Annotated in this window: 2 protein-coding genes; both read right to left on the minus strand. The window is 67.5% G+C overall.

The window, feature by feature from the left end:
• The gene (locus NLF94_RS17165) at positions 1–351 is read right to left on the minus strand and encodes a hypothetical protein (protein ID WP_254838855.1); all 351 of its coding nucleotides are present in this window, start codon (positions 349–351) and stop codon (positions 1–3) included.
• Entirely contained in the window at positions 344–23,929 is a 23,586-nt protein-coding gene (locus NLF94_RS17170; RefSeq protein WP_254838857.1) for a hypothetical protein, read from the minus strand. The genes NLF94_RS17165 and NLF94_RS17170 overlap by 8 nt, the downstream gene beginning before the upstream one ends.
• Positions 23,930–24,023 lie beyond the last annotated feature (94 nt).

Genomic DNA, 24,023 nt, shown 5'->3' on the forward strand with positions numbered 1-24,023 from the left:
TCACTCCTGCTGGGGCCCAGTCCCTCGAACAGAGAAGACAACGAGCGTCACGCCCACGATCGTGACCAGCACGCCCACGAGCGCGACGGCTAGACCGGCGGTCTCGACAGCGTAACCGGCAATCAGGACACCGAGGACGGCGGCTATGATGCCGAATCCGTACGTCCATTCCAGCGAGCGTGCGCCGAGCACCGCCGAGGCTACGACTCCCAGCAACGCTACGGAGACCCCTATCCAGTACAGCAGTGTAATCGAGGTGACGAGTACGACGATGATACCGAGGACGGCGATTCCGACGCCGAGCGCCCCGGCGCGGATGGTCGCGATTTCACCCTCTGTAAGCTCACTCATCACCATCACCTCCGTTTCCGCCGTCCCCGACGGTCGGGATAAGACGGCCGTGCTGGGAGTCCGCTCGACGAAGTCGGTACCCCACCAATGCCAGCCCCAGGCCAGCAGCGAGGAACCACCAGTACCAGCAGAGGAGGAACTCCCCGAGCGAAACCCCGTACGCCGCACACTCCGGCTCCACGGACCCACTGACGACATCGACACTGACCTCTCTGGTGAACGATTCCCGTTCGGTCGTGTCCACTCCCTGACGGTCAACGAGCGACGCAGTGACGTTGTACCGACCCAGTCGCTCGAACCGCCTCACGAAGGTAACTTCTCGGGTCTCGCCGTCCGGAACGGTCGTGTTGCGCTCGGCAACGACATCACCGCGGACGCGGAGGCGGACAAGGCCAGTCTCGGGTTCCCCACTCGTCCCGCCAGTTGTCGCTGTGCTGGTTGCGTTTCCTGGCGGGTTCCGGACAGTGACTGTGAACTCCACGCCCCCGGATTTCCGAACACGCGTCCGGTTGACCGTCAGCGATTGGACGCGCAGGTCACCCTCGTCGGACGGTTCAAGCGTCGGCGTTTGCGTCGGTGGCTGAGGCGTCGAATCACTCCCCGAGCCGTCGGAATCACCGCCGTCATCGGTATCGCTCACTGCGTCGATGTAGTCCGGAACGCCGTCGCCATCCGTGTCCGTCGTCCCCTCCACCTCGTCAGGGATGCCGTCACCGTCCGAGTCGGCGTCCTTGTAGTTGGGGATGCCGTCGCCATCCGTGTCCGTCGTCCCCTCCACCTCGTCAGGGATGCCGTCACCGTCCGAGTCGGTATCGACGAAGTCCGAACTTCCGTCACCATCCGTGTCACCAGCACCCTCGGTGGCGTCCGTAACGCCATCACCATCGCTGTCGGTATCGCGGTAGTCCGGCGTGCCGTCACCGTCGGTGTCGCCTGCGCCCTCGGTGGCGTCGTCGATACCGTCGTCGTCCGAATCGGTATCGCGGGCGTTGATGGTCCCGTCGCCGTCCGTGTCGGTCTCGCTGTCGGCGTCCTCCGTGCTGTCGGAGATACCGTCGCCGTCGGTGTCGGCGTCGTTGGGGTCGGTCTCGCCGCCGTCGAGTGAGCCATCGCCGTCCTCGTCCTCGTTGCCGTCGGTGATGCCGTCGCCGTCGTTGTCGTCGTCGAGGTAGTTCGCGGTCCCGTCGCCGTCCGTGTCGGTCGTCCCCTCCGTCGCCGACCCGTCGTCGAGTGAGCCGTCACCGCTCCGGTCGGTCGGGTCGTCGCTGTCGACGTCGCGGTAGTTCGCGGTGCCGTCGCCGTCCGCATCGCCGGAGCCTTCCGTGCTGTCCGGGATGCCGTCGTCGTCGGAGTCGGTGTCGCGGTAATCCGGTGTGCCGTCGCCATCGGTGTCGCCCGTGCCCTCCGTGCTGTCCGGGATGTCGTCGTCGTCCGAATCGTCGTCGAGGGCGTCGATGGTGCCGTCGCCGTCCGTGTCGACGGCGCTACCGCCGTCGGTCTCGACGTCGTCGTCGATGCCGTCGTCGTCCGAGTCGGCGTCGGTCGGGTCGGTCCCCAGGTTCTGCTCCTCGCCATTGGTCAGACCGTCGTCGTCAAGGTCGCCGTCCGGTCCGTCGTCGTCGTCCTCGTCGAGGTAGTTCGGCGTCCCATCGCCGTCGGCGTCGCCGGTGCCCTCGTCGGCATCTGGCTTGCCGTCGCCGTCGGCGTCCTCGTCGAGGTAGTTCGGCGTGCCGTCGCCGTCCGTGTCGGTCGTTCCTTCCGTCGAATCGGGAATACCGTCGTCGTCGGAGTCGGTATCGCGGGCGTCGATGGTGCCGTCACCGTCCGTGTCGGTGTCGGTGTCTGCACCTTCCGTGCTGTCGTCGATGCCGTCGCCATCCGTGTCGGAGTCGTAGGGGTCGGTCTCACCGCCGTCGAGTGAGCCGTCGCCGTCTTCGTCCTCCTCGCCGTCGGCGAGACCGTCGTCGTCGCTGTCGTCGTCGAGGTAGTTCGGCGTCCCGTCACCGTCGGCGTCATTCGTTCCTTCCGTGGTGTCAGGGATACCATCGCCATCCGAATCGGTATCGCGGTAGTTCGGCGTGCCGTCGCCGTCGGTATCACCTGCCCCTTCTTCGGAGTCGGGGATACCGTCATCGTCGCTGTCCGAATCGAGGGCGTCGATGGTGCCGTCGCCGTCCGTGTCGATGGGACTTCCCTCGTCGGTCTCGATGTCGTCGTCGATGCCGTCGTCGTCGGAGTCGGGGTCGGTCGGGTCGGTGCCGAGGTTCTGCTCCTCGCCATTGGTCAGACCGTCGTCGTCGAGGTCGCCGTCCGGTCCGTCGTCGTCATCGGGGTCCAGGTAGTTCGGCGTCCCGTCACCGTCGGCGTCACCCGTTCCTTCCGTGCTGTCGGGCTTGCCGTCGCCGTCCGAATCCTCGTCTAAGTAGTCAGGCGTGCCGTCGCCGTCGGTGTCCGTCGTTCCTTCCGTCGTGTCGTCGATGCCGTCGCCGTCGCTGTCCTCGTCGAGGTAGTTCGGTGTGCCGTCGTCGTCCGCGTCGCCGGCACCCTCTGTACTGTCGTCGATACCATCGCCGTCACTGTCCTCGTCTAAGTAGTCCGGCGTGCCGTCACCGTCGGTGTCTGTCGTTCCTTCCGTGCTGTCCGGGATGCCGTCGTCGTCCGCGTCCTCGTCGAGGTAGTTCGGCGTCCCGTCACCGTCGGCATCACCGGTGCCCTCCGCCGAATCTGAGATGCCGTCCCCATCGGAGTCGCTATCGAGGTAGTTCGGCGTTCCGTCGGTGTCCGTGTCCGTCGTTCCTTCGGTAGCGTCGTCAATGCCGTCACCGTCCGAATCGGTGTCGCGGTAATCCGGCGTGCCGTCACCGTCGGTGTCGCCCGTCCCTTCCGTCGAATCGGGGATTCCGTCGTCGTCGGAGTCGCTATCACGGTAGTCCGGCGTGCCGTCACCGTCCGTGTCCCCCGTCCCCTCGGTGGCGTCGTCGATCCCGTCGCCGTCACTGTCATCGTCGAGGTAGTCGGGCGTTCCATCGCCGTCGGTATCGGTGGTGCCCTCCGTACTGTCGTCGATGCCATCACCGTCCGAATCGGTATCCTGGAAGTTCGGCGTGCCGTCACCGTCGGTATCGCCTGCGCTCTCGGTGCTATCGTCGATACCGTCGCCATCCGAGTCGGTATCGCGGTAATCCGCAACACCGTCGCCGTCCGTATCGGCCGTTCCCTCCGTGCTGTCTGCGATACCATCGCCATCCGAGTCGGTGTCGCGGTAGTCCGCAACCCCGTCGCCGTCGGTGTCGGCCGTCCCCTCCGTCGAATCGGGGATGCTGTCGTCGTCCGAATCGTCGTCGAGGGCGTCGATGGTGCCGTCGCCGTCCGTGTCGACGGGACTTCCCTCGTCGGTCTCGACGTCGTCGTCGATGCCGTCGTCGTCCGAGTCGGCGTCGTTCGGGTCGGTGCCGAGGTTCTGCTCTTCGCCGTTTGTCAGACCGTCATCGTCGAGGTCGCCGGCAGGCCCATCGTCGTCGTCGGGGTCCAGGTAGTTCGGCGTCCCATCGCCGTCGGCGTCGCCGGTGCCCTCGGTGCTATCCAGCTTCCCGTCACCGTCGGAGTCGGCGTCGCGGTAGTTCGCGGTGCTGTCACCGTCGGTGTCGGCCGTCCCCTCCGTCGAATCGGGGATGCCGTCGTCGTCACTGTCATCGTCGAGGTAGTCGGGCGTGCCATCGCCGTCGGTGTCGCCGGTGCCCTCGGTGCTATCGGAGATACCGTCGCCGTCCGAATCGGTGTCCTGGAAGTTCGGCGTGCCGTCGCCATCCGCGTCACCGGCGTCCTCTGTACTGTCGTCGATTCCATCGCCATCGGAGTCGGTATCGAGGTAGTCCGCCGTCCCATCGCCGTCGGTGTCGGCTGTTCCCTCGGTACTGTCGGGGATACCGTCATCGTCGCTGTCCGTGTCCTGGTAGTCGGGCGTGCCGTCGCCATCGGCGTCGCCCGTCCCTTCCGTCGAATCGGGGATTCCGTCGTCGTCCGAATCGGTATCGCGGGCGTCGATGGTGCCGTCCCCGTCCGTGTCGACGGCGTTGCCGCCGTCGGTTTCGACCTCGTCGTCGATGCCGTCGCCGTCGGTGTCGGCGTCGTTGGGGTCGGTGCCGAGGCTGTTCTCTTCGCCGTTGGTCAGGCCGTCGTCGTCAAGGTCGCCGTCCGGTCCGTCGTCGTCGTTGACGTCTAGGTAGTTCGGCGTCCCATCGCCGTCGGCGTCGCCGGTGCCCTCGTCGGCATCTGGCTTGCCGTCACCGTCGCTGTCCTCGTCGAGGTAGTTCGGGATGCCATCGCCGTCGGCATCACCGGTCCCCTCGGTGGAATCGGTGATACCGTCGCCGTCGGCGTCGGTGTCGATGTAGTTGGGTGTGCCGTCGCCGTCGGCATCGCCTGTTCCCTCGGTGCCGTCGGGGATGCCGTCGCCGTCGGCGTCCGTGTCGCGGGCGTCGATCGAGCCGTCGCCGTCGGTATCCCGGTCGCTGGCAGCGTCTTCGCTGTTGTCGTCGATGCCATCACTGTCGGTATCGGAGTCGTAGGGATCGGTCTCACCACCGTCGAGGACGCCGTCGCCGTCCTCGTCCTCGTCGCCGTCGGCGAGACCGTCGTCGTCCGAGTCGGTATCCTGGAAGTTCGGGACGTTGTCGCCGTCCGGGTCGTCGGTCCCCTCAGTGCCGTCGAGGATGCCGTCGCCGTCGGCGTCCTGGTCGAGGTAGTTCGGCGTGCCGTCGCCGTCGGCGTCGCCGGCACCCTCTGTGCTGTCGTCGATACCATCGCCGTCACTGTCCTCGTCGCGGTAGTTCGGCGTCCCGTCGCCGTCGGCGTCGCCAGTCCCTTCTGTCGAATCGGGGATGCCGTCGCCGTCCGTATCGCTGTCCAGGTAATCGGGCGTCCCGTCGCCATCAAGGTCAGTCATTCCTTCCGTCGAATCGGTGATTCCGTCGTCGTCCGAGTCGGTATCCTTGAAGTTCGGCGTGCCGTCCCCGTCAGTGTCAGTCGTCCCCTCCGTCGAATCGGTGATTCCGTCGCCGTCGGAGTCGGTGTCGCGGTAGTTCGCGACCCCATCGCCGTCGGTGTCGCCCGTCCCTTCCGTGGTGTCAGGGATGCCGTCGCCATCTGAGTCGGAATCACGGTAGTTCGGCGTGCCGTCGCCGTCCGTGTCGGTGGTGCCCTCCGTCGAATCGGTGATGCTGTCGTCGTCCGAATCGGTGTCGCGGGCGTCGATGGTGCCGTCGCCGTCGGTGTCGACCGAGCTTCCGCCATCCGTCTCAACGTTGTCGTCGATACCGTCACCGTCGGAGTCGGGGTCGTCGGGGTCGGTGCCCAGCGTCTGCTCCTCGCCGTTGGTCAGGCCGTCGTCGTCGAGGTCGCCGGCAGGGCCGTCATCATCGTCGGGGTCGAGGTAGTTGGGCGTGCCGTCGCCGTCGCTGTCACCCGTTCCCTCGTCAGTATCCGGCTTCCCGTCGCCGTCCGAATCGGTGTCGCGGTAGTTCGAGGTGCTGTCCCCGTCGATGTCGGCCGTCCCCTCGGTGCCGTCGGGGATGCCGTCCCCGTCGCTGTCGGTATCGAGGTAGTCGGCGGTTCCATCCCCGTCGGTGTCGGTGGTTCCCTCGGTGCTGTCGGCGATGCCGTCGTCGTCGCTGTCCGTATCCTGGAAGTTCGGGGCACCATCACCGTCGGTGTCGGTGGTCCCTTCCGTGCTGTCGGTGATGCCGTCCCCGTCGCTGTCCGTGTCGCGGTAGTCCGCGACGCCGTCGCCATCGGTGTCAGCTGCCCCCTCCGCTGCGTCGGTGATGCCGTCGTCGTCGCTGTCCTCGTCCCGGTAGTCCGCGACCCCGTCGCCGTCGGTATCGGTGGTTCCCTCGGTGCTGTCCGGGATGCCGTCGTCGTCCGCGTCGGTGTCGAGGGCGTCGATGGTGCCGTCGCCATCGGTATCGACGCTGTTCCCGTCGTTCGTCTCGATGTCGTCGTCGATGCCGTCGCCGTCCGAATCGGCATCGCTGGGGTCGGTGCCGAGGGCGTTCTCCTCGCTGTTCGTTAGCCCATCGTCGTCGAGGTCGCCATCCGGACCATCGGCGTCGTCGGGGTCGAGGTAGTTGGGGGTGCCGTCGCTGTCGGCGTCGCCCGTCCCCTCGGTCGCGTCGGCGGCACCGTCACCGTCGGCATCCGTGTCGAGGTAGTTGGGCGTGCCGTCGCTGTCCGTGTCATCGGTCCCTTCGGTCGCATCCTCGATTCCGTCACCATCCGCATCTGAATCGAGGTAGTTCGGTGTGCCGTCGCCGTCCGGGTCGTCGGCCCCCTCCGCTGCGTCGGGGATGCCGTCGCCGTCGGCGTCCTGGTCGAGGTAGTTGGGCGTCCCGTCGCCGTCGGCGTCGCCGGTCCCCTCGATAGCGTCGGGGATGCCGTCGTCGTCGGCGTCCGTGTCCAGGTAGTTGGGGGTGCCGTCACCGTCGGTGTCGCCGGCGCCCTCCGTGCTGTCGTCGATACCGTCGCCATCGCTGTCCGTATCACGGTAGTCGGCGAACCCATCGCCGTCGGTGTCGGCGGTCCCTTCGGTGCTGTCCGGGATTCCGTCGTCGTCCGCGTCGGCATCCCGGTAGTCCGCGACGCCATCACCGTCGGTGTCGGTCGTCCCCTCGGTGGCGTCGGGGATGCCGTCACCGTCCGAATCGGTGTCGCGCGCGTCGATGGTGCCGTCACCGTCCGTGTCGACCGCGCTCCCGCCGTCCGTCTCGGCGAAGTCGTCGATACCGTCGCCGTCCGAGTCAGCACTGGTCGGATCCGTGCCCAGGGTGTTCTCCTCACTGTTGGTCAGGCCGTCGCCGTCGGAGTCGCCGTCCGGGCCATCCTCGTCGTTCGGGTCGAGGTAGTCCGGTGTGCCGTCGCCGTCAGCGTCGCCCGTTCCCTCGGTCGCGTCGGGCGTGCCGTCGCCATCGGCGTCCTGATCGAGGTAGTTGGGCGTGCCGTCCCCATCGGCATCGCCGGAACCCTCCTCGCTGTCCGGGATGCCGTCACCGTCACTGTCCTCGTCGCGATAGTTGGGGGTCCCGTCGCTATCGGCGTCGCCGGTCCCCTCCGCTGCGTCGGAGATCCCGTCGCCGTCGGTGTCCTCGTCGAGATAGTCGAGCGTGCCGTCGCCGTCCGTATCGCCGGCGCCCTCGGTGCTGTCAGGGATGCCGTCGTCGTCCGCGTCCGTATCGAGGTAGTTGGGTGTGCCGTCACCGTCGGCGTCAGTCGCTCCTTCGGTTCCGTCCTCGATGCCGTCGTCGTCGGCGTCCGTGTCGCGGTAGTCCGCGACCCCGTCGCCGTCGGTGTCGCCAGCACCCTCGGTGCTGTCGGGAATCCCGTCGTCGTCGCTATCGGTGTCCAGGTAGTCCGCGACGCCATCGCCGTCGGTGTCGGTCGCCCCTTCGGTGCTATCGGGAATGCCGTCGCCGTCGGCGTCCTCGTCGCGGTAGTCCGGCGTGCCATCAGCATCCGTGTCGACGGTCCCTTCGGTGCTGTCGGGGATGTCGTCGCCGTCGGCATCCTCGTCAAGGTAGTCGGGCGTGCCGTCGCCATCGGTGTCGGTGGTCCCCTCGGTGCTGTCGGGGATGCCGTCTCCGTCGCTATCGGTATCTAGGTAGTCGGGCGTGCCGTCGCCGTCGGCGTCGGTGGTCCCCTCGGTGCTGTCGGGGATCCCATCGCCGTCACTGTCCGTGTCCTGGAAGTTCGGCATCCCGTCGCCATCCGCATCATCGGCACCCTCGGTGGTGTCCACGATACCATCCCCGTCGCTGTCCGTATCTAGGTAGTCCGCGACCCCGTCGCCGTCGGTGTCGGTCGTTCCTTCCGTGCTGTCCGGGATGCCATCGTCGTCGGAGTCGGGGTCACGCGCGTCGATGGTGCCGTCCCCGTCCGTGTCGGTCCCACTGTCGGCGCCTTCGACATCGTCGGCGATCCCATCGTCGTCGGTGTCGGCGTCGTTCGGGTCGGTCTCACCGGTGTCGAGGGTCCCGTCGCCGTCCGTGTCCTCGTCGCTGTCGGGGATGCCGTCCCCGTCGTTGTCGGAATCGAGGTAGTTCGGCGTCCCGTCGCCATCCGTATCGGTGGTTCCGTCGGTGGCCGAACCGTCGTCGAGTGAACCATCGCCGGTCTGGTCGGCCGGGTCGTCGCTGTCGGCGTCCCGGTAGTTGGCGGTCCCGTCACCGTCGGCGTCGCCAGCGCCCTCCGTGCTATCGGTGATGCCGTCGCCGTCGCTGTCGGTATCGCGGTAGTCCGCGACACCATCTCCGTCGGTGTCGGTCGTCCCCTCCGTCGAATCGGTGATGCTGTCGTCGTCCGAATCGGTGTCGAGGGCGTCGATGGTGCCGTCGCCGTCGGTGTCGACCGAGCTTCCGCCATCCGTCTCAACGTTGTCGTCGATACCGTCACCGTCGGAGTCGGGGTCGTCGGGGTCGGTGCCCAGCGTCTGCTCCTCGCTGTTGGTCAGGCCGTCGCCGTCGAGGTCCCCATCCGGCCCGTCGTCGTCGGTCGCGTCCAGATAGTTCGGTGTCCCATCTCCGTCAGCGTCCCCAGTCCCCTCAGTACTGTCCGGGCTCCCGTCCCCGTCGCTGTCTGTATCGAGGTAGTTGGATGTGCCGTCACCGTCGGCGTCACCGATGCCCTCGGTGCTGTCGGGGACGCCGTCGCCGTCCGCGTCGGTGTCGATGTAGTTGGGCGTCCCGTCCCCGTCGGCGTCGCTGTCACTCTCGGTCCCGTCCGGGATGCCGTCGCCGTCCGCGTCGGTGTCGCGGGCGTCGATCGAGCCGTCGCCGTCCGTATCGCGGTCGCTGGCAGCGGCCTCGCTGTCGTCGTCGAGCCCGTCGCTGTCCGTATCGGAGTCGTAGGGATCGGTCTCGGCGCTGTCGAGGACGCCGTCACCGTTCTCGTCCTCGTTCCCGTCGTCGAGCCCGTCGTCGTCGGAATCCGTGTCCTGGAAGTTCGGGATGTTGTCTCCGTCCGGATCGTCGGTCCCCTCGGTGCTGTCGCTGATGCCGTCGCCGTCCGCGTCGGTGTCCAGGTAATCCGCGGTGCCGTCACCATCCGTGTCGGTCGATCCCTCGGTTGCATCCGGGATCCCGTCGCCGTCGGCATCCTCGTCGAGGAAGTCCGGCGTGCCGTCGCCGTCGGTGTCGCCGGCGCTCTCCGTGCTGTCAGGGATGCCGTCGCCGTCGGCATCCTCGTCGAGGTAGTTGGGCGTGCCGTCGCCATCGCTGTCGGTCGCTCCCTCAGTGGCATCCGAGATACCGTCGTCGTCCGCGTCCGTGTCGCGGTAGTCGGGCGTGCCGTCGCCGTCGGTATCGGTGGTCCCCTCGGTAGTGTCGGGGATGCCATCGTCGTCCGAGTCCGTGTCGAGGGCGTCGATGGTGCCGTCGGCGTCAGTGTCGACCGAGCTGCCGCCGTCCGTCTCGACATCGTCGTCGATGCCGTCCCCGTCCGAGTCGGCGTCGTTCGGGTCGGTGCCCAGCGTGCTCTCCTCGGCGTTGGTCAGGCCATCGTCGTCGAGGTCGCCGTCCGGCCCGTCGTCGTCGGTCGCGTCCAGATAGTTGGGTGTTCCGTCGCCGTCGGTGTCACCGGTGCCCTCCTCCGAGTCGGGTGAGCCATCCCCATCACTGTCCGTATCCAGGTAGTTCGGGGTGCCATCGCCATCCGCATCACCCATCCCTTCCGTTGAATCGGGGATGCCATCGTCGTCGCTGTCGGTATCGCGGTAGTCGGGCGTGCCGTCGCCGTCGGTGTCGGTGGTCCCCTCGGTACTGTCGTCGATGCCATCGCCGTCCGCGTCGTCGTCGCGAGCGTCGATGGTGCCGTCACCGTCCGTGTCGGTGTCGCTGTCGGCGCCCTCGACATCGTCGTCGATCCCATCGCCGTCGGTGTCGGCGTCGTTCGGGTCGGTCTCACCGGTGTCGAGGGTCCCGTCGCCGTCCGCATCCTCGTCGCTGTCGGGGATGCCGTCCCCGTCGTTGTCGGAATCGAGGAAATTGGGCGTCCCGTCGCCATCCGTATCGGTGGTTCCCTCGGTGGTCGACCCGTCGTCTAGCTGGCCGTCACCGGCCTGGTCGGTCGGGTCGTCGCTGTCACGGTCACGGTAGTTGGCGGTCCCGTCGCCGTCGGCGTCCCCGGTGCCCTCCGTGCTGTCGGTGATGCCGTCGTCGTCGCTGTCCTCGTCCCGGTAGTCCGCGACCCCGTCGCCGTCGGTGTCCGTCGTTCCCTCGGTGCTGTCGGGGATGCCGTCGTCGTCGGCGTCCGTATCGAGTGCGTCGATGGTGCCGTCACCGTCCGTGTCGACGGCACTCCCGCCGTCCGTCTCCGTGAGGTCGTCGATACCGTCGCCGTCCGAGTCAGCGCTTGTCGGGTCGGTGCCCAGCGTGTTCTCCTCGCTGTTGGTCAGACCGTCGTCGTCGAGATCACCGTCCGGGCCATCGTCGTCGGTCGCGTCCAGGTAGTTCGGTGTGCCGTCACCGTCGGCGTCGCCCGTCCCTTCCGTGCTGTCAGGGGTTCCGTCCCCGTCGCTGTCGGTATCGCGGTAGTCCGCGACGCCATCACCGTCGGTATCGGTCGTTCCCTCGGTGCTGTCGGGGATGCCGTCACCGTCGCTGTCGTCGTCCCGGTAGTCCGGCGTTCCGTCGCCGTCGGCGTCACCGGTTCCCTCGGTACTGTCGGGGATGCCATCGCCGTCCGAGTCGGTGTCCAGGGCATCGATGGTGCTGTCACCGTCGGTATCGACCGCGCTCCCGCCGTCGGTCTCGGCGAGGTCGTCGATGCCGTCGCCGTCCGAGTCAGCGCTTGTCGGGTCGGTTCCGAGGGTGTTCTCTTCACCGTTGGTCAGGCCATCGTCGTCGAGGTCGCCGTCCGGCCCATCGTCGTCGTTCCCGTCGAGGTAGTTGGGCGTGCCGTCGCCGTCCGCATCGCCAGTCCCCTCGGTGCTGTCGGGACTCCCATCACCGTCGCTGTCGGCGTCGAGGTAGTTGGGCGTGCCGTCGCCGTCCGCATCGCCAGTCCCCTCGTCGCTGTCCGGGATGCCGTCGCCGTCGGCGTCCTCGTCGAGGTAGTTGGGCGTTCCGTCGCCGTCGGAGTCGCTCGCCCCTTCTGTGCTGTCGGGAATCCCATCGCCGTCACTGTCGGTGTCGAGGTAGTTCGGGGTGCCGTCGCCGTCAGCATCGCCCGAGCCCTCGGTGCTGTCGTCGATGCCGTCCCCGTCGGAATCGGTGTCCCGGTAGTCGGGGACACCATCACCGTCCGAATCGCCCGAGCCCTCGGTGCTGTCGTCGATGCCGTCCCCGTCGGAATCGGTGTCCCGGTAGTCCGCGACGCCATCCCCGTCGGTGTCGGTCGTTCCCTCGGTGCTGTCGGCGATGCCGTCACCGTCCGCGTCCGTGTCGAGGGCGTCGATGGTGCCGTCGCCGTCAGTGTCGACCGAGCTGCCGCCGTCGGTTTCGACCTCGTCGTCGATGCCGTCGCCGTCGGTGTCGGCGTCGTTGGGGTCGGTGCCGAGGCTGTTCTCTTCACCGTTGGTCAGGCCATCGTCGTCGAGGTCGCCGTCCGGCCCATCGTCGTCGTTCCCGTCGAGGTAGTTCGGTGTGCCGTCGCCGTCGGCGTCGCCCGTCCCTTCCGTGCTGTCAGGGGTTCCGTCCCCGTCGCTGTCGGTGTCCCGGTAGTTTGGGATGCCGTCCCCGTCGGAGTCGGTGGTCCCCTCGGTACTGTCGGGGATGCCGTCACCGTCGCTGTCGTCGTCCTGGTAGTCCGGCGTGCCGTCGCCGTCGGCGTCACCGGTTCCCTCGGTTGCGTCCGGGATGCCGTCGCCATCGGCGTCCTGGTCGAGGTAGTTCGGTGTCCCGTCGCCGTCAGCGTCGCCGGCGCCCTCCGTGCCATCGGGGATGCCGTCGCCGTCACTGTCCGTGTCGCGGTAGTCCGGGGTGCCGTCACCGTCCGTGTCGTCTGTTCCCTCGGTTGAGTCGGGGATGCCGTCCCCATCCGCGTCCGTGTCGCGGTAGTCGGGCGTGCCGTCGCCGTCGGTGTCGGTGGTCCCCTCGGTGCTATCGGAGATTCCGTCACCGTCCGCGTCGGTGTCCTGCGCATCGATGGTGCCGTCACCGTCCGTGTCGACTGCACTGCCACCGTCGGTCTCGGCGAGGTCATCGATGCCGTCGCCGTCCGAGTCAGCGCTGGTCGGGTCGGTGCCCAGCGTGTTCTCCTCGCTGTTGGTCAGGCCATCGCCGTCGAGGTCCCCATCCGGCCCGTCGTCGTCGGTCGCGTCGAGGTAGTTCGGCGTGCCGTCACCGTCGGCGTCACCCGTCCCCTCGTCGGCATCCAGCTTCCCGTCGCCATCCGAGTCGGTGTCCCGGTAGTTCGAGGTGCCGTCCCCATCGACGTCCCCGGTGCCCTCGATGCTGTCGGTGATGCCGTCCCCATCCGCGTCGGTATCCCGGTAGTCAGCGACACCATCCCCGTCGGTGTCCGTGGTTCCCTCGGTGCTATCGCCGATGCCGTCGCCGTCCGCGTCGTCGTCGCGAGCGTCGATAGTGCCGTCGCCGTCAGTGTCGACCGAGCTTCCGCCATCCGTCTCGACGTTGTCGTCGATACCGTCACCGTCCGAGTCGGCGTCGTTCGGGTCGGTCCCGAGGGCGTTCTCCTCGCTGTTGGTCAGGCCGTCACCGTCGGTATCGCCGTCAGGACCGTCGTTGTCGTTCGCGTCCAGGTAGTTCGGTGTCCCGTCGCCGTCGGCATCGCCGGTCCCTTCCGTCGAATCGGGACTCCCGTCGCCGTCGGCGTCCTGGTCGAGGTAGTTCGGCGTCCCGTCGCCGTCGGCGTCGCCCGTCCCTTCTGTCGAATCGGGGATGCCGTCCCCGTCGCTGTCCTCGTCGAGGTAGTTCGCCGTCCCATCGCCGTCGGAGTCACTCGCCCCCTCGGTGCTGTCGGCGATGCCGTCGCCGTCGGCGTCCTGGTCGAGGTAGTTCGGCGTGCCGTCGCCATCCGCGTCGTCCAACCCCTCAGTGCTGTCGGTCACGCCGTCGCCATCGCTGTCCTGATCGAGGTAGTTCGGCGTCCCGTCACCGTCGGCGTCATTCGTTCCTTCCGTGCTGTCCGGGATGCCGTCGTCGTCGGAGTCGGTGTCGCGGTAGTCCGGCGTGCCGTCGCCGTCGGTATCACCTGCCCCTTCTTCGGAGTCGGGGATACCGTCGTCGTCCGAATCGGTGTCGCGGGCGTCGATTGTCCCGTCGCCGTCGGTATCAATGGCGGTTCCACCGTCGGTCTCGGCGAGGTCGTCGATGCCGTCGCCGTCGGAGTCGGGGTCGTTGGGGTCGGTGCCCAGCGTGTTCTCCTCGCTGTTGGTCAGGCCGTCACCGTCGGTATCGCCGTCAGGACCGTCGTTGTCGTTCCCGTCGAGGTAGTTCGGCGTGCCGTCGCCGTCGGCGTCGCCCGTCCCCTCCGTGCTGTCGGGCGTGCCGTCGCCGTCCGAGTCTGTATCTCGATAGTTCGGCGTCCCGTCGCCGTCGGCGTCGCCAGTCCCTTCTGTCGAATCGGGGATGCCGTCACCGTCGGTATCGCTGTCCAGGTAGTCGGGTGTCTCGTCTCCATCGAGATCGGTGGTCCCCTCCGTGCTGTCGGGGATGCCGTCGTCGTCGCTGTCCGTATCCAGGTAGTTCCCGTCCCCATCGCCGTCCGCATCGTCCGTGCCCTCTGTGCTGTCGGCGATGCCGTCGCCGTCACTGTCCTCGTCAAGGTAGTTCGGCGTCCCGTCGCCGTCGGTATCGGTCGTTCTCTCGGTCGAGTCGGGGATGCCGTCGCCATCTGAGTCGGAATCACGGTAGTTCGGCGTGCCGTCGCCGTCCGTGTCGGTGGTGCCCTCCGTCGAATCGGTGATACTGTCGTCGTCCGAATCGGTGTCGAGGGCGTCGATGGTGCCGTCACCGTCGGTGTCGACCGAGCTTCCGCCATCCGTCTCGACGTTGTCGTCGATACCGTCACCGTCCGAGTCGGCGTCGTTCGGGTCGGTCCCGAGGGTGTTCTCCTCGCCGTTGGTCAGGCCGTCGTCGTCGGGGTCGCCGTCCGGCCCGTCGTCGTCGTTCGCGTCCAGGTAGTTCGGTGTCCCGTCGCCGTCGGCGTCGCCCGTGCCCTCGGTCGCGTCGGACTTCCCGTCGCCGTCGCTGTCGGTATCGAGGTAGTTCGGTGTCCCGTCGCCGTCGGCGTCGCCGGTTCCTTCCGTCGAATCGGGGATGCCGTCGCCGTCGGCGTCGTCGTCCCGGAAGTTCGCGACGGCGTCGCCGTCGGCATCGCCGGTCCCCTCCGTACTGTCGTCGATGCCGTCATCGTCCGAGTCGGGGTCGCGCGCGTCGATAGTACCGTCGCCGTCCGTGTCGGTGTCGCTGTCGGCGCCTTCGACATCGTCGTCGATGCCGTCGCCGTCCGTATCCGCGGCGTTCGGGTCGGTCTCGCCGACATCGAGTGAGCCGTCGCCGTCCTCCTCCTCCTCGTCATCCGGGATGCCGTCGCCGTCGTTGTCGGTATCAAGGTAGTTGGCCGTGCCGTCGCCGTCCGTGTCGGTCGTGCCCTCGGTGGCCGACCCGTCGTCCAGATTGCCGTCGCCAGCCTGGTCGGTCGGGTCGTCGCTGTCACGGTCACGGTAGTTGGCGGTCCCGTCGCCGTCGGCGTCGCCCGTCCCTTCCGTCGAATCGGTGATGCCGTCACCGTCCGTGTCGGTGTCGCGGTAATCCGCAACACCGTCGCCGTCGGTGTCCGTCGTTCCCTCGGTGGCGTCGTCGATGCCGTCGCCGTCGGCATCGTCGTCGAGGGCGTCGATGGTGCCGTCGCCGTCGGTATCGATGGCGGTTCCACCGTCGGTCTCGGCGAGGTCGTCGATGCCGTCGCCGTCCGAGTCAGCGCTTGTCGGGTCGGTGCCGAGGCTGTTCTCTTCGCCGTTCGTCAGGCCGTCGTCGTCGAGGTCGCCGTCCGGCCCGTCGTCGTCGTTGGCGTCCAGATAATTGGGCGTGCCGTCGCCGTCGGCGTCGCCCGTCCCTTCGGTGCTGTCGGACGCGCCGTCGCCATCGCTGTCGTCGTCAAGGTAGTTCGCGGTCCCGTCGCCGTCCGAGTCACTCGTCCCTTCGGTGCTGTCGTCGATGCCGTCACCATCACTGTCGGTATCGAGGTAGTTCGGCGTTCCATCACCGTCGGCGTCGCCGGTCCCTTCCGTCGAATCGGGGAGGCCGTCGCCGTCGGCGTCCTGATCGAGGTAGTTCGGCGTCCCATCGCCGTCGGCGTCGCCCGTCCCTTCCGTCGAATCGGGGAGGCCGTCGCCGTCGCTGTCCTCGTCGAGGTAGTTCGGCGTTCCATCACCGTCGGTGTCCGTCGTTCCCTCTGTCGAATCGGTGATGCCGTCGCCGTCGGAGTCGGTATCTCGATAATTGGGCGTGCCGTCACCGTCGGTGTCGCCTGCGCCCTCGGTGGCGTCGTCGATACCGTCGTCGTCCGAATCGGTATCGCGGGCGTCGATGGCCCCGTCGCCGTCCGTGTCGGTCTCGCTGTCGGCGTCCTCCGTGCTGTCGGAGATACCGTCGCCGTCGGTGTCGGCGTCGTTGGGATCGGTCTCGCCGCCGTCGAGTGAGCCATCGCCGTCCTCGTCCTCGTTGCCGTCGGTGATGCCGTCGCCGTCGTTGTCGTCGTCGAGGTAGTTCGCGGTCCCGTCGCCGTCGGTATCCGTCGTCCCCTCCGTCGCCGTCCCGTCGTCGAGTGAGCCGTCACCGCTCCGGTCGGTCGGGTCGTCGCTGTCGACGTCGCGGTAGTTCGCGGTGCCGTCGCCGTCCGCATCGCCGGCGCCCTCGGTGCTGTCGAGGATGCCGTCGTCGTCTGAATCGGTATCGCGGGCGTCGATGGTCCCGTCGCCGTCCGTGTCGACTGCTTCGCCCGGGCCCGCCCCGCCGACGCGGGTCGTCTCGATGTCGTCGTCGATGCCGTCGCCATCCGTGTCGACGGCGTACGGGTCGGTCTCGCCGGCGTCGGTGGCGCCATTCCCGTTCCTGTCCTCGTCGCCGTCAGCGATGCCATCGCCATCTGAATCCGTGTCCCGGTAGTTCGCTGTCCCGTCGCCGTCGGTGTCCGTCGTCCCTTCGATGCTGTCGGGGATGCCGTCCCCGTCCGAATCGTCGTCGCGCGCGTCGATGATGCCGTCGCCGTCGGTGTCGACCGGTTCGCCGGGACCGGTCCCGTCCGGCCGGGTCGTCTCGACGTCGTCGGTGATGTCGTCGCCGTCCGTGTCGGCGTCGTTCGGGTCGGTTTCGCCCGAATCGAGGCTGCTGTCGCCGTCCTTGTCCTCGTTGCCGTCGGTGATGCCGTCGTCGTCGTTGTCGGAATCGAGATAGTTGTCGGTGCCGTCGCCGTCCGTGTCGGTCGTCCCCTCTACCGCCGAGCCGTCGTCCAGCTCCCCGTCGCCGGCCTGGTCGTTGGGGTCGTCGCTGTCGCTGTCCCGGTAGTTCGCGGTGTCGTCGCCGTCGGCGTCGCCCGCACCCTCCGTGCTGTCGGGAATGCCGTCACCGTCCGAGTCTGAATCCTGTGCGTCGATTGTGCCGTCCCCGTCGGTGTCGGTATCCTGTCCGGGGTTCGTCCCGTCGTCGTCCGCCGTCTCGACGTTGTCGCCGATCCCATCGCTGTCGGTGTCTTCGTCGTACGGGTCGGTCTCTCCCGCATCGAGCACGCCGTCGCCGTCGTCGTCTTCGTTCTGGTCGAGGATGCCGTCGTCGTCCGAGTCGGTATCCTGGAAGTCGGGGATGCCGTCGTTGTCGCTGCTGGTGGCCTGACCGTCGTCTGCGGTCTGGTCCTCGATGCTGTCGTCGATACCGTCGCCGTCCGAATCCTCGTCGCGGTAGTCGGGGGTCCCGTCGCCGTCGGTGTCGGTTGCCGTTCCGTCGTCTGCGGTCAGGTCCTCGACGCTGTCCTCGATGCCGTCACCGTCCGAGTCGGTGTCACGCGCGTCGATGGTGCCGTCACCGTCCGTGTCGATATCCTGTCCGGGGTTCGTCCCGTCGTCGTTCGCCGTCTCGATATCGTCGCCGATTCCGTCGCCGTCCGTGTCGACGGCGTACGGGTCGGTCTCGCTGGCTTGGAGCACACCGTCCCCGTTCGTGTCCTCGTTGGTGTCGTCGATGCCGTCACCGTCCGAATCCGTATCCCGATAGTTCGAGATGCCATCGCCGTCCGTGTCGGTCGTCCCTTCGATACTGTCGGCGATGCCGTCGTCGTCGGAGTCGGTATCACGGGCGTCGATGGTGCCGTCCCCGTCGGTGTCGATATCCTGTCCGGGGTTCGTCCCGTCGTCGTTCGCCGTCTCGACGTTGTCGCCGACTCCGTCGTCGTCGGTGTCTTCGTCGTACGGGTCGGTCTCTCCCGCGTCGAGTGACCCATCGCCGTCGTCGTCTTCGTTCTGGTCGAGGATGCCGTCGTCGTCCGAGTCGGTATCCTGGAAGTCGGGGACGCCGTCGTTGTCGCTGCTGGTGGCCTGACCGTCGTCTGCGGTCTGGTCCTCGATGCTGTCGTCGATACCGTCGCCGTCCGAATCCTCGTCGCGGTAGTCGGGGGTCCCGTCGCCGTCGGTGTCGGTTGCCGTTCCGTCGTCTGCGGTCAGGTCCTCGACGCTGTCCTCGATGCCGTCACCGTCCGAGTCGGTGTCACGCGCATCGATCTCACCATCACCGTCGGTGTTCGTCTCGCTGGCAGCACCCTCGAGACTGTCCGAGAGGCCGTCGCCGTCGGTGTCGGCGTCGTTCGGGTCCGTCTCGCCGGTGTCGAGTGAGCCGTCGCCGTCCTCGTCCTCGTTGCCGTCGGTGATGCCGTCGCCATCATTGTCGTCGTCGATGAAGTTCGCGGTCCCGTCGCCGTCGGTATCCGTCGTCCCCTCCGTCGCCGACCCGTCGTCCAGCTTGCCGTCGCCGTCGAAGGTACTGTCACCGGCATCGTCGCTGTCGCCGTCACGGTAGTTCGGGACGCCATCGCCATCGGGGTCACCGTCTCCCTCGACACTGTCGTCGATGCCGTCGTTGTCGGAGTCGTCGTCGCGTGCGTCGATCTCACCATCACCGTCGGTGTTCGTGTCGCTGGCAGCGCCCTCTGTGCTGTCCGAGAGGCCGTCGCCGTCGGTGTCTTTGTCGTACGGGTCCGTCTCGCCGGTGTCGAGTGAGCCGTCGCCGTCCTCGTCCTCGTCGGTGTCGAGGATACCGTCATCGTCCGAGTCGGTATCCTGGAAGTTCGGGACGCCGTCACCGTCCGGGTCGTCGTCCCCCTCGATACTGTCGTCGATGCCGTCGTTGTCCGAATCGGCGTCGCGGTAGTCGGGGGTTCCGTCGCCGTCGGTGTCGGTTGCCGTTCCGTCGTCTGCGGTCAGGTCCTCGACGCTGTCCTCGATGCCGTCACCGTCCGAGTCGGTGTCCTGCGCGTCGATGGTGCCGTCACCGTCCGTGTCGATATCCTGTCCTGGATTCGACCCGTCGTTGTTCGCCGTCTCGACGTTGTCGCCGATTCCGTCGCCATCGGTGTCTTTGTCGTACGGGTCGGTCTCTCCCGCGTCGAGTGACCCATCGCCGTCGTCGTCCTCGTTCTCGTCGAGGATGCCGTCGCCGTCCGAGTCGGTGTCCCGGAAGTCCGGGATTCCGTCCATGTCCGAGTCGTCGGCCCCCTCGATACTGTCCGGGATACCGTCGTCGTCCGAATCGGTATCGCGGGCGTCGATGGTGCCGTCGCCGTCCGTGTCGGTCTCGCTGTCGGCGTCCTCCGTGCTGTCGGAGATACCGTCGCCGTCGGTGTCGGCGTCGTTCGGGTCCGTCTCGCCGCCGTCGAGTGAGCCATCGCCGTCCTCGTCCTCGTTGCCGTCGGTGATGCCGTCGCCGTCGTTGTCGTCGTCGAGGTAGTTCGCGGTCCCGTCGCCGTCCGTGTCGGTCGTCCCCTCCGTCGCCGACCCGTCGTCCAGTTGGCCGTCACCCGCTTGGTCGTTGGGGTCGTCGCTGTCCCGGTCACGGTAGTTCGCGGTGCCGTCGCCGTCCGCATCGCCGGCGCTCTCGGTGCTGTCGAGGATGCCGTCGTCGTCGGCGTCGTCGTCACGGGCGTCGATGGTGCCGTCGTTGTCGGTATCGGTCTCGCTGTCGGCCCCCTCGGTGCTATCCGAGATGCCATCACCGTCGGTGTCGGCGTCGTTCGGGTCCGTCTCGCCGCTGTCGAGTGAGCCGTCACCGTTCTCGTCCTCGTCGGTGTCGTCGATGCCGTCGCCATCGTTGTCCTCGTCGAGGTAGTTCGCCGTGCCGTCCCCGTCCGTGTCGGTCGTCCCCTCCGTCGCCGAGCCGTCGTCGAGCGAGCCGTCGCCAGCCTGATCGGTCGGGTCGTCGCTGTCGCCGTCACGGTAGTTCCCCGTCCCATCGCTGTCGGCGTCGCCAGCTCCCTCGATACTGTCGTCGATGCCGTCCCCATCTGAATCCGTATCGAGCGCGTCGATGGTGCCGTCACCGTCCGTGTCGACCGATTCCCCGGGGCCGGTCCCATCTGTCCGGGTCGTCTCGGTCCCGTCGTCGATGCCGTCGCCGTCCGTGTCGGTGTCGGTTCGGTCGGTGCCGAGCGACGATTCGGTGCTGTCGGTCACGCCGTCGCCGTCGGAGTCAGTGTCGCGGTAGTCGGCAGTTCCGTCACCGTCCGTGTCGACTGCCCCCTCGGTGCTATCCGGCACGCCGTCCCCGTCCGAATCGTCGTCCCTGAAGTTCGCGGTGCCGTCACCGTCGGCATCGCCGGTGCCTTCTTCAGAATCGGGGATGCCGTCGTCGTCCGAATCGCTGTCGAGCGCGTCGATAGTGCCGTCGCCGTCCGTGTCCGTCTCGCTGCCGGCGCCCTCGGTATCGTCGGTGATACCGTCACCGTCGGAGTCGGCGTCGTTCGGGTCGGTTCCTATCGTGTCCTCGTCGGCGTCGCTGATACCGTCGCCGTCCGAATCCTCGTCGAGGTAGTTCGGTGTGCCGTCGCCGTCGACGTCGTCGTTGCCCTCCTCCGAATCGGGGATGCCGTCACCATCGGTGTCGGTGTCCCGGTAGTTCGGAATGCCGTCGCCGTCCTCGTCGTTGCTGCTCTCCTCGCTGTCCGGCGTCAGCTCGGGCAGGCCAGCCGAGTCGCTGTCCGTGTCGAGGGCGTCGATGGTGCCGTCGCCGTCCGTGTCGATGGCCTGTCCGGGGTTCGTCCCGTCGTTGTTCGACGTCTCGGTCCCGTCGTCGATGCCGTCGCCGTCCGTGTCGGTGTCCAGGTAGTCGGTGCCGAGCGTCTGTTCGGTCGCGTCGTCGACGCCGTCGCCGTCGGAATCGGTGTCCAGATAGTTACCGGTCCCGTCGCCGTCGGTGTCGGTCGCCGTCTCCTCACGGTCGATAATGCCATCGCCGTCGGAATCCCGGTCCAGATAGTTCGGCAAACTATCCGTGTCGGCGTCGGTGTCCGTCTCGCTACTGTCGGGAATCCCATCGCCGTCCGAGTCGCTGTCACGGTAGTTCGGGATGCCGTCGTTGTCGGCGTCCTTGTCCAGATACGCGGGGGCGCCAGAGGCGGACAGGTCGGTGTCACTTTCCTTCCGGTCTGAGATACCGTCGTTGTCGCTGTCGGTATCTTTGAAATCGGGTGTTCCGTCACCGTCCGTATCGATTGACTGCCCGCCGTCCGACTCGATCAGGTCCGAAATGCCGTCGCCGTCGGCGTCAGTATCCCGGTAGTCAGCGGTTCCGTCCCCGTCCGTATCACCGGCCCCTTCGTCGGTATCCGCTATCTGGTCGTCGTCGGAGTCGGTGTCGATGGCGTCGATGGTCCCGTCGCCGTCCGTGTCGACCGCGCTACCGCCGTCCGTTTCGACGTCATCGTCGATGCCGTCACCGTCCGAGTCCGTATCCACCGGGTCCGTCCCCAGCGAGTCTTCCGTGCTGTCCGACACCCCGTCGCCGTCGGAGTCCGTATCCCGGTAGTTCGGCGTGCCGTCGCCGTCCGTATCGGTGTCGGTCTCCGTTCCGTCGGACAGTCCGTCACCGTCCGTGTCGGCGTCGAGATAGTCGGCGGTACCGTCCCCGTCCTGATCACCCGTCCCTTCGGTACTGTCCGGGATGCCACCGCCGTCGGAGTCGGTGTCCAGGAAGTTGCCCGTCCCGTCGCCGTCAGCGTCGCTTGCGGTTTCGGTACTGTCGTCGATACCGTCACCGTCCGCGTCTGTATCGAGGTAGTTCGGCGTGCCGTCACCGTCGGCGTCACCGGACCCTTCGGTCTCGTCGACGATGCCGTCGCCGTCCGAATCGGTGTCCAGATAGTTCGGCGTCCCGTCGCCGTCCTCGTCCGCCGTCGTCTCGACATCGTCGTCGATGCCGTCACCGTCGTTGTCCGCGTCGGCGAAGTCCTCCGTTCCATCGCCGTCGGTATCGTCCATGCCCTCAACGGAGTCACTGATGCCGTTTCCGTCGCTGTCGGTGTCCTTGTAGTTCGGCGTCCCGTCACCGTCGGCGTCACCGAACCCTTCGACACCGTTCGGTATACCGTCCCCGTCCACGTCGCCGTTCGGGTCCGGGTTGTTTCCGTCGCCTCCACCGCCGTCGGTCACCTGGCTGTCCGTATCGAGGTAGTTCGGGTCACCGTCGTTATCCGCATCACCCGTCCCCTCGACGCTGTCGGAAACGCCGTCATCGTCCGCGTCCGTGTCGAGGTAGTTCGGGATTCCGTCGCCGTCGAAATCGCCTCTTCCCTCCATCCCGTCCGAGATGCCGTCACCGTCGCTGTCCGTGTCGAGGTAATTTAGCTCCCCGTCGTCGTCCTCGTCGCGGTCACCCTTCGACGGACCGACGTCGTTCGTGTACTCGTCGACGTCGTCGATGCTGTCACCATCGCTATCGGCATCGAGGTAGTTCGGGTCCCCGTCGCCGTCGGTGTCGAACGTTCCCTCGAGCCGGTCCGATATGCCATCGTCGTCGCTGTCAGTATCCCGGTAATTCGCCGTGCCGTCTCCGTCCTGGTCCCCCGTCCCCTCGGTGCTATCGGCGATGCCGTCGTCGTCGGAGTCGGTGTCGAGGGCGTCGATGGTGCCGTCCCCGTCCGTGTCGACGGCGTTGCCGCCGTCGGTTTCGACCTCGTCGTCGAGACCGTCGCCGTCCGAGTCCGACGCGGTTCGGTCCGTTCCCAGCGATTTCTCCTGGCTGTCCGTCAGGTTGTCACCGTCCGAATCGGTGTCGAGGGCGTCGATGGACCCGTCGCCGTCCGTGTCGACGGCGGACCCTCCCGGTGCCTCCGTCCCGTCGTCGACACCATCGCCGTCGGAGTCGCTATCCTGCTTGTCCGTTCCCAGCGAGTCCTCCTGGCTGTTCGTCAGGCCGTCATCGTCGAGGTCCCCGTCGGGACCGTCCTCGTCGTCGGTGTCGAGATAGTCCAAAATACCGTCGCCGTCGTTATCCCAGTCGCTGTCCCTACTGTCCGGAACGCCGTTCCCATCGCTGTCGGTGTCGAGGTAGTTCGGCGTGCCGTCACCGTCGGCGTCCCCGGTGCCCTCCTCGCTATCGTTCCGGAAGTCGCCGTCGCTATCGACGTCGGCGTAGTTCGGCGTGCCGTCGTTGTCGGCATCCCCGGAGCCCTCGGTGCTGTCTGCGATGCCGTCGCCGTCAGAATCCGTGCTCAGGTAGTTCGCGGTCCCGTCGCCGTCCGTGTCGCCGGTGCCCTCCGTTCTGTCGAGGATGCCGTCGCCGTCCGAATCGTCGTCTCGGTAGTTCGCAACCTCATCGCCGTCGGCGTCGCCCGTTCCCTCCTCGCTGTCGGGGATACTGTCCCCGTCACTGTCGGTATCCTTCGCGTCGATGGTTCCGTCGCCGTCGGTGTCGACCGATTCGCCCGGTCCCGTCCCGTCCGACCGCGTCGTCTCGACGTCGTCGGCGATGCCGTCGCCGTCGCTGTCGCTCTTTTCCGGGGAGGTGCCCAGCGACCGTTCCTCACTGTTGGTGATGCCGTCACCGTCGAGGTCGCCGTCCGGACCATCCTCATCCTTCGGGTCGCGGTAGTCGGGCGTGCCGTCGCCGTCGTTGTCGCCGGCCCCCTCGGTCGTGTCGTCCGTCCCGTCGCCGTCGCTGTCCGTGTCGAGGGCGTCGATGGTGTCGTCGCCATCGGTATCGACAGCCTCGCCCGGCCCCGTTCCGTCCGGCCGCGTCGTCTCGACATCGTCGTCGATGCCGTCGTCGTCCGAGTCGGCGTCACGCGGCTCCGTCCCGAGAGCTACCTCGTCCGCGTCGCTGATTCCGTCCCCGTCGGAGTCGGTGTCGCGGTAGTTCGCCGTCCCGTCGCCGTCGACGTCCCCCGCACCCTCTGTGCTGTCGTCGATGCCGTCGCCGTCCGAATCGGTGTCGAGGGCGTCGATGGTGCCGTCACCGTCCGTGTCGACTCCCTCGCCCGGACCTGTCCCATCCGGCAGGGTCGTCTCCACGTCGTCGGAGATGCCGTCGCCGTCGGAGTCGGGGTCGTTCGGATCGGTTCCAAGGTTGTTCTCGGTCGAGTCCGTCAACCCATCACCGTCGGAATCGGTTGCGGCGACCGCAGAACCTGTAAAGATAAAAGAAAATAAGGTGAAAGCAACCAGGATTGTAATTACAATGGCA

The sequence above is a fragment of the Natronomonas marina genome (genome assembly GCF_024298905.1).
Taxonomy (GTDB): domain Archaea; phylum Halobacteriota; class Halobacteria; order Halobacteriales; family Haloarculaceae; genus Natronomonas; species Natronomonas marina.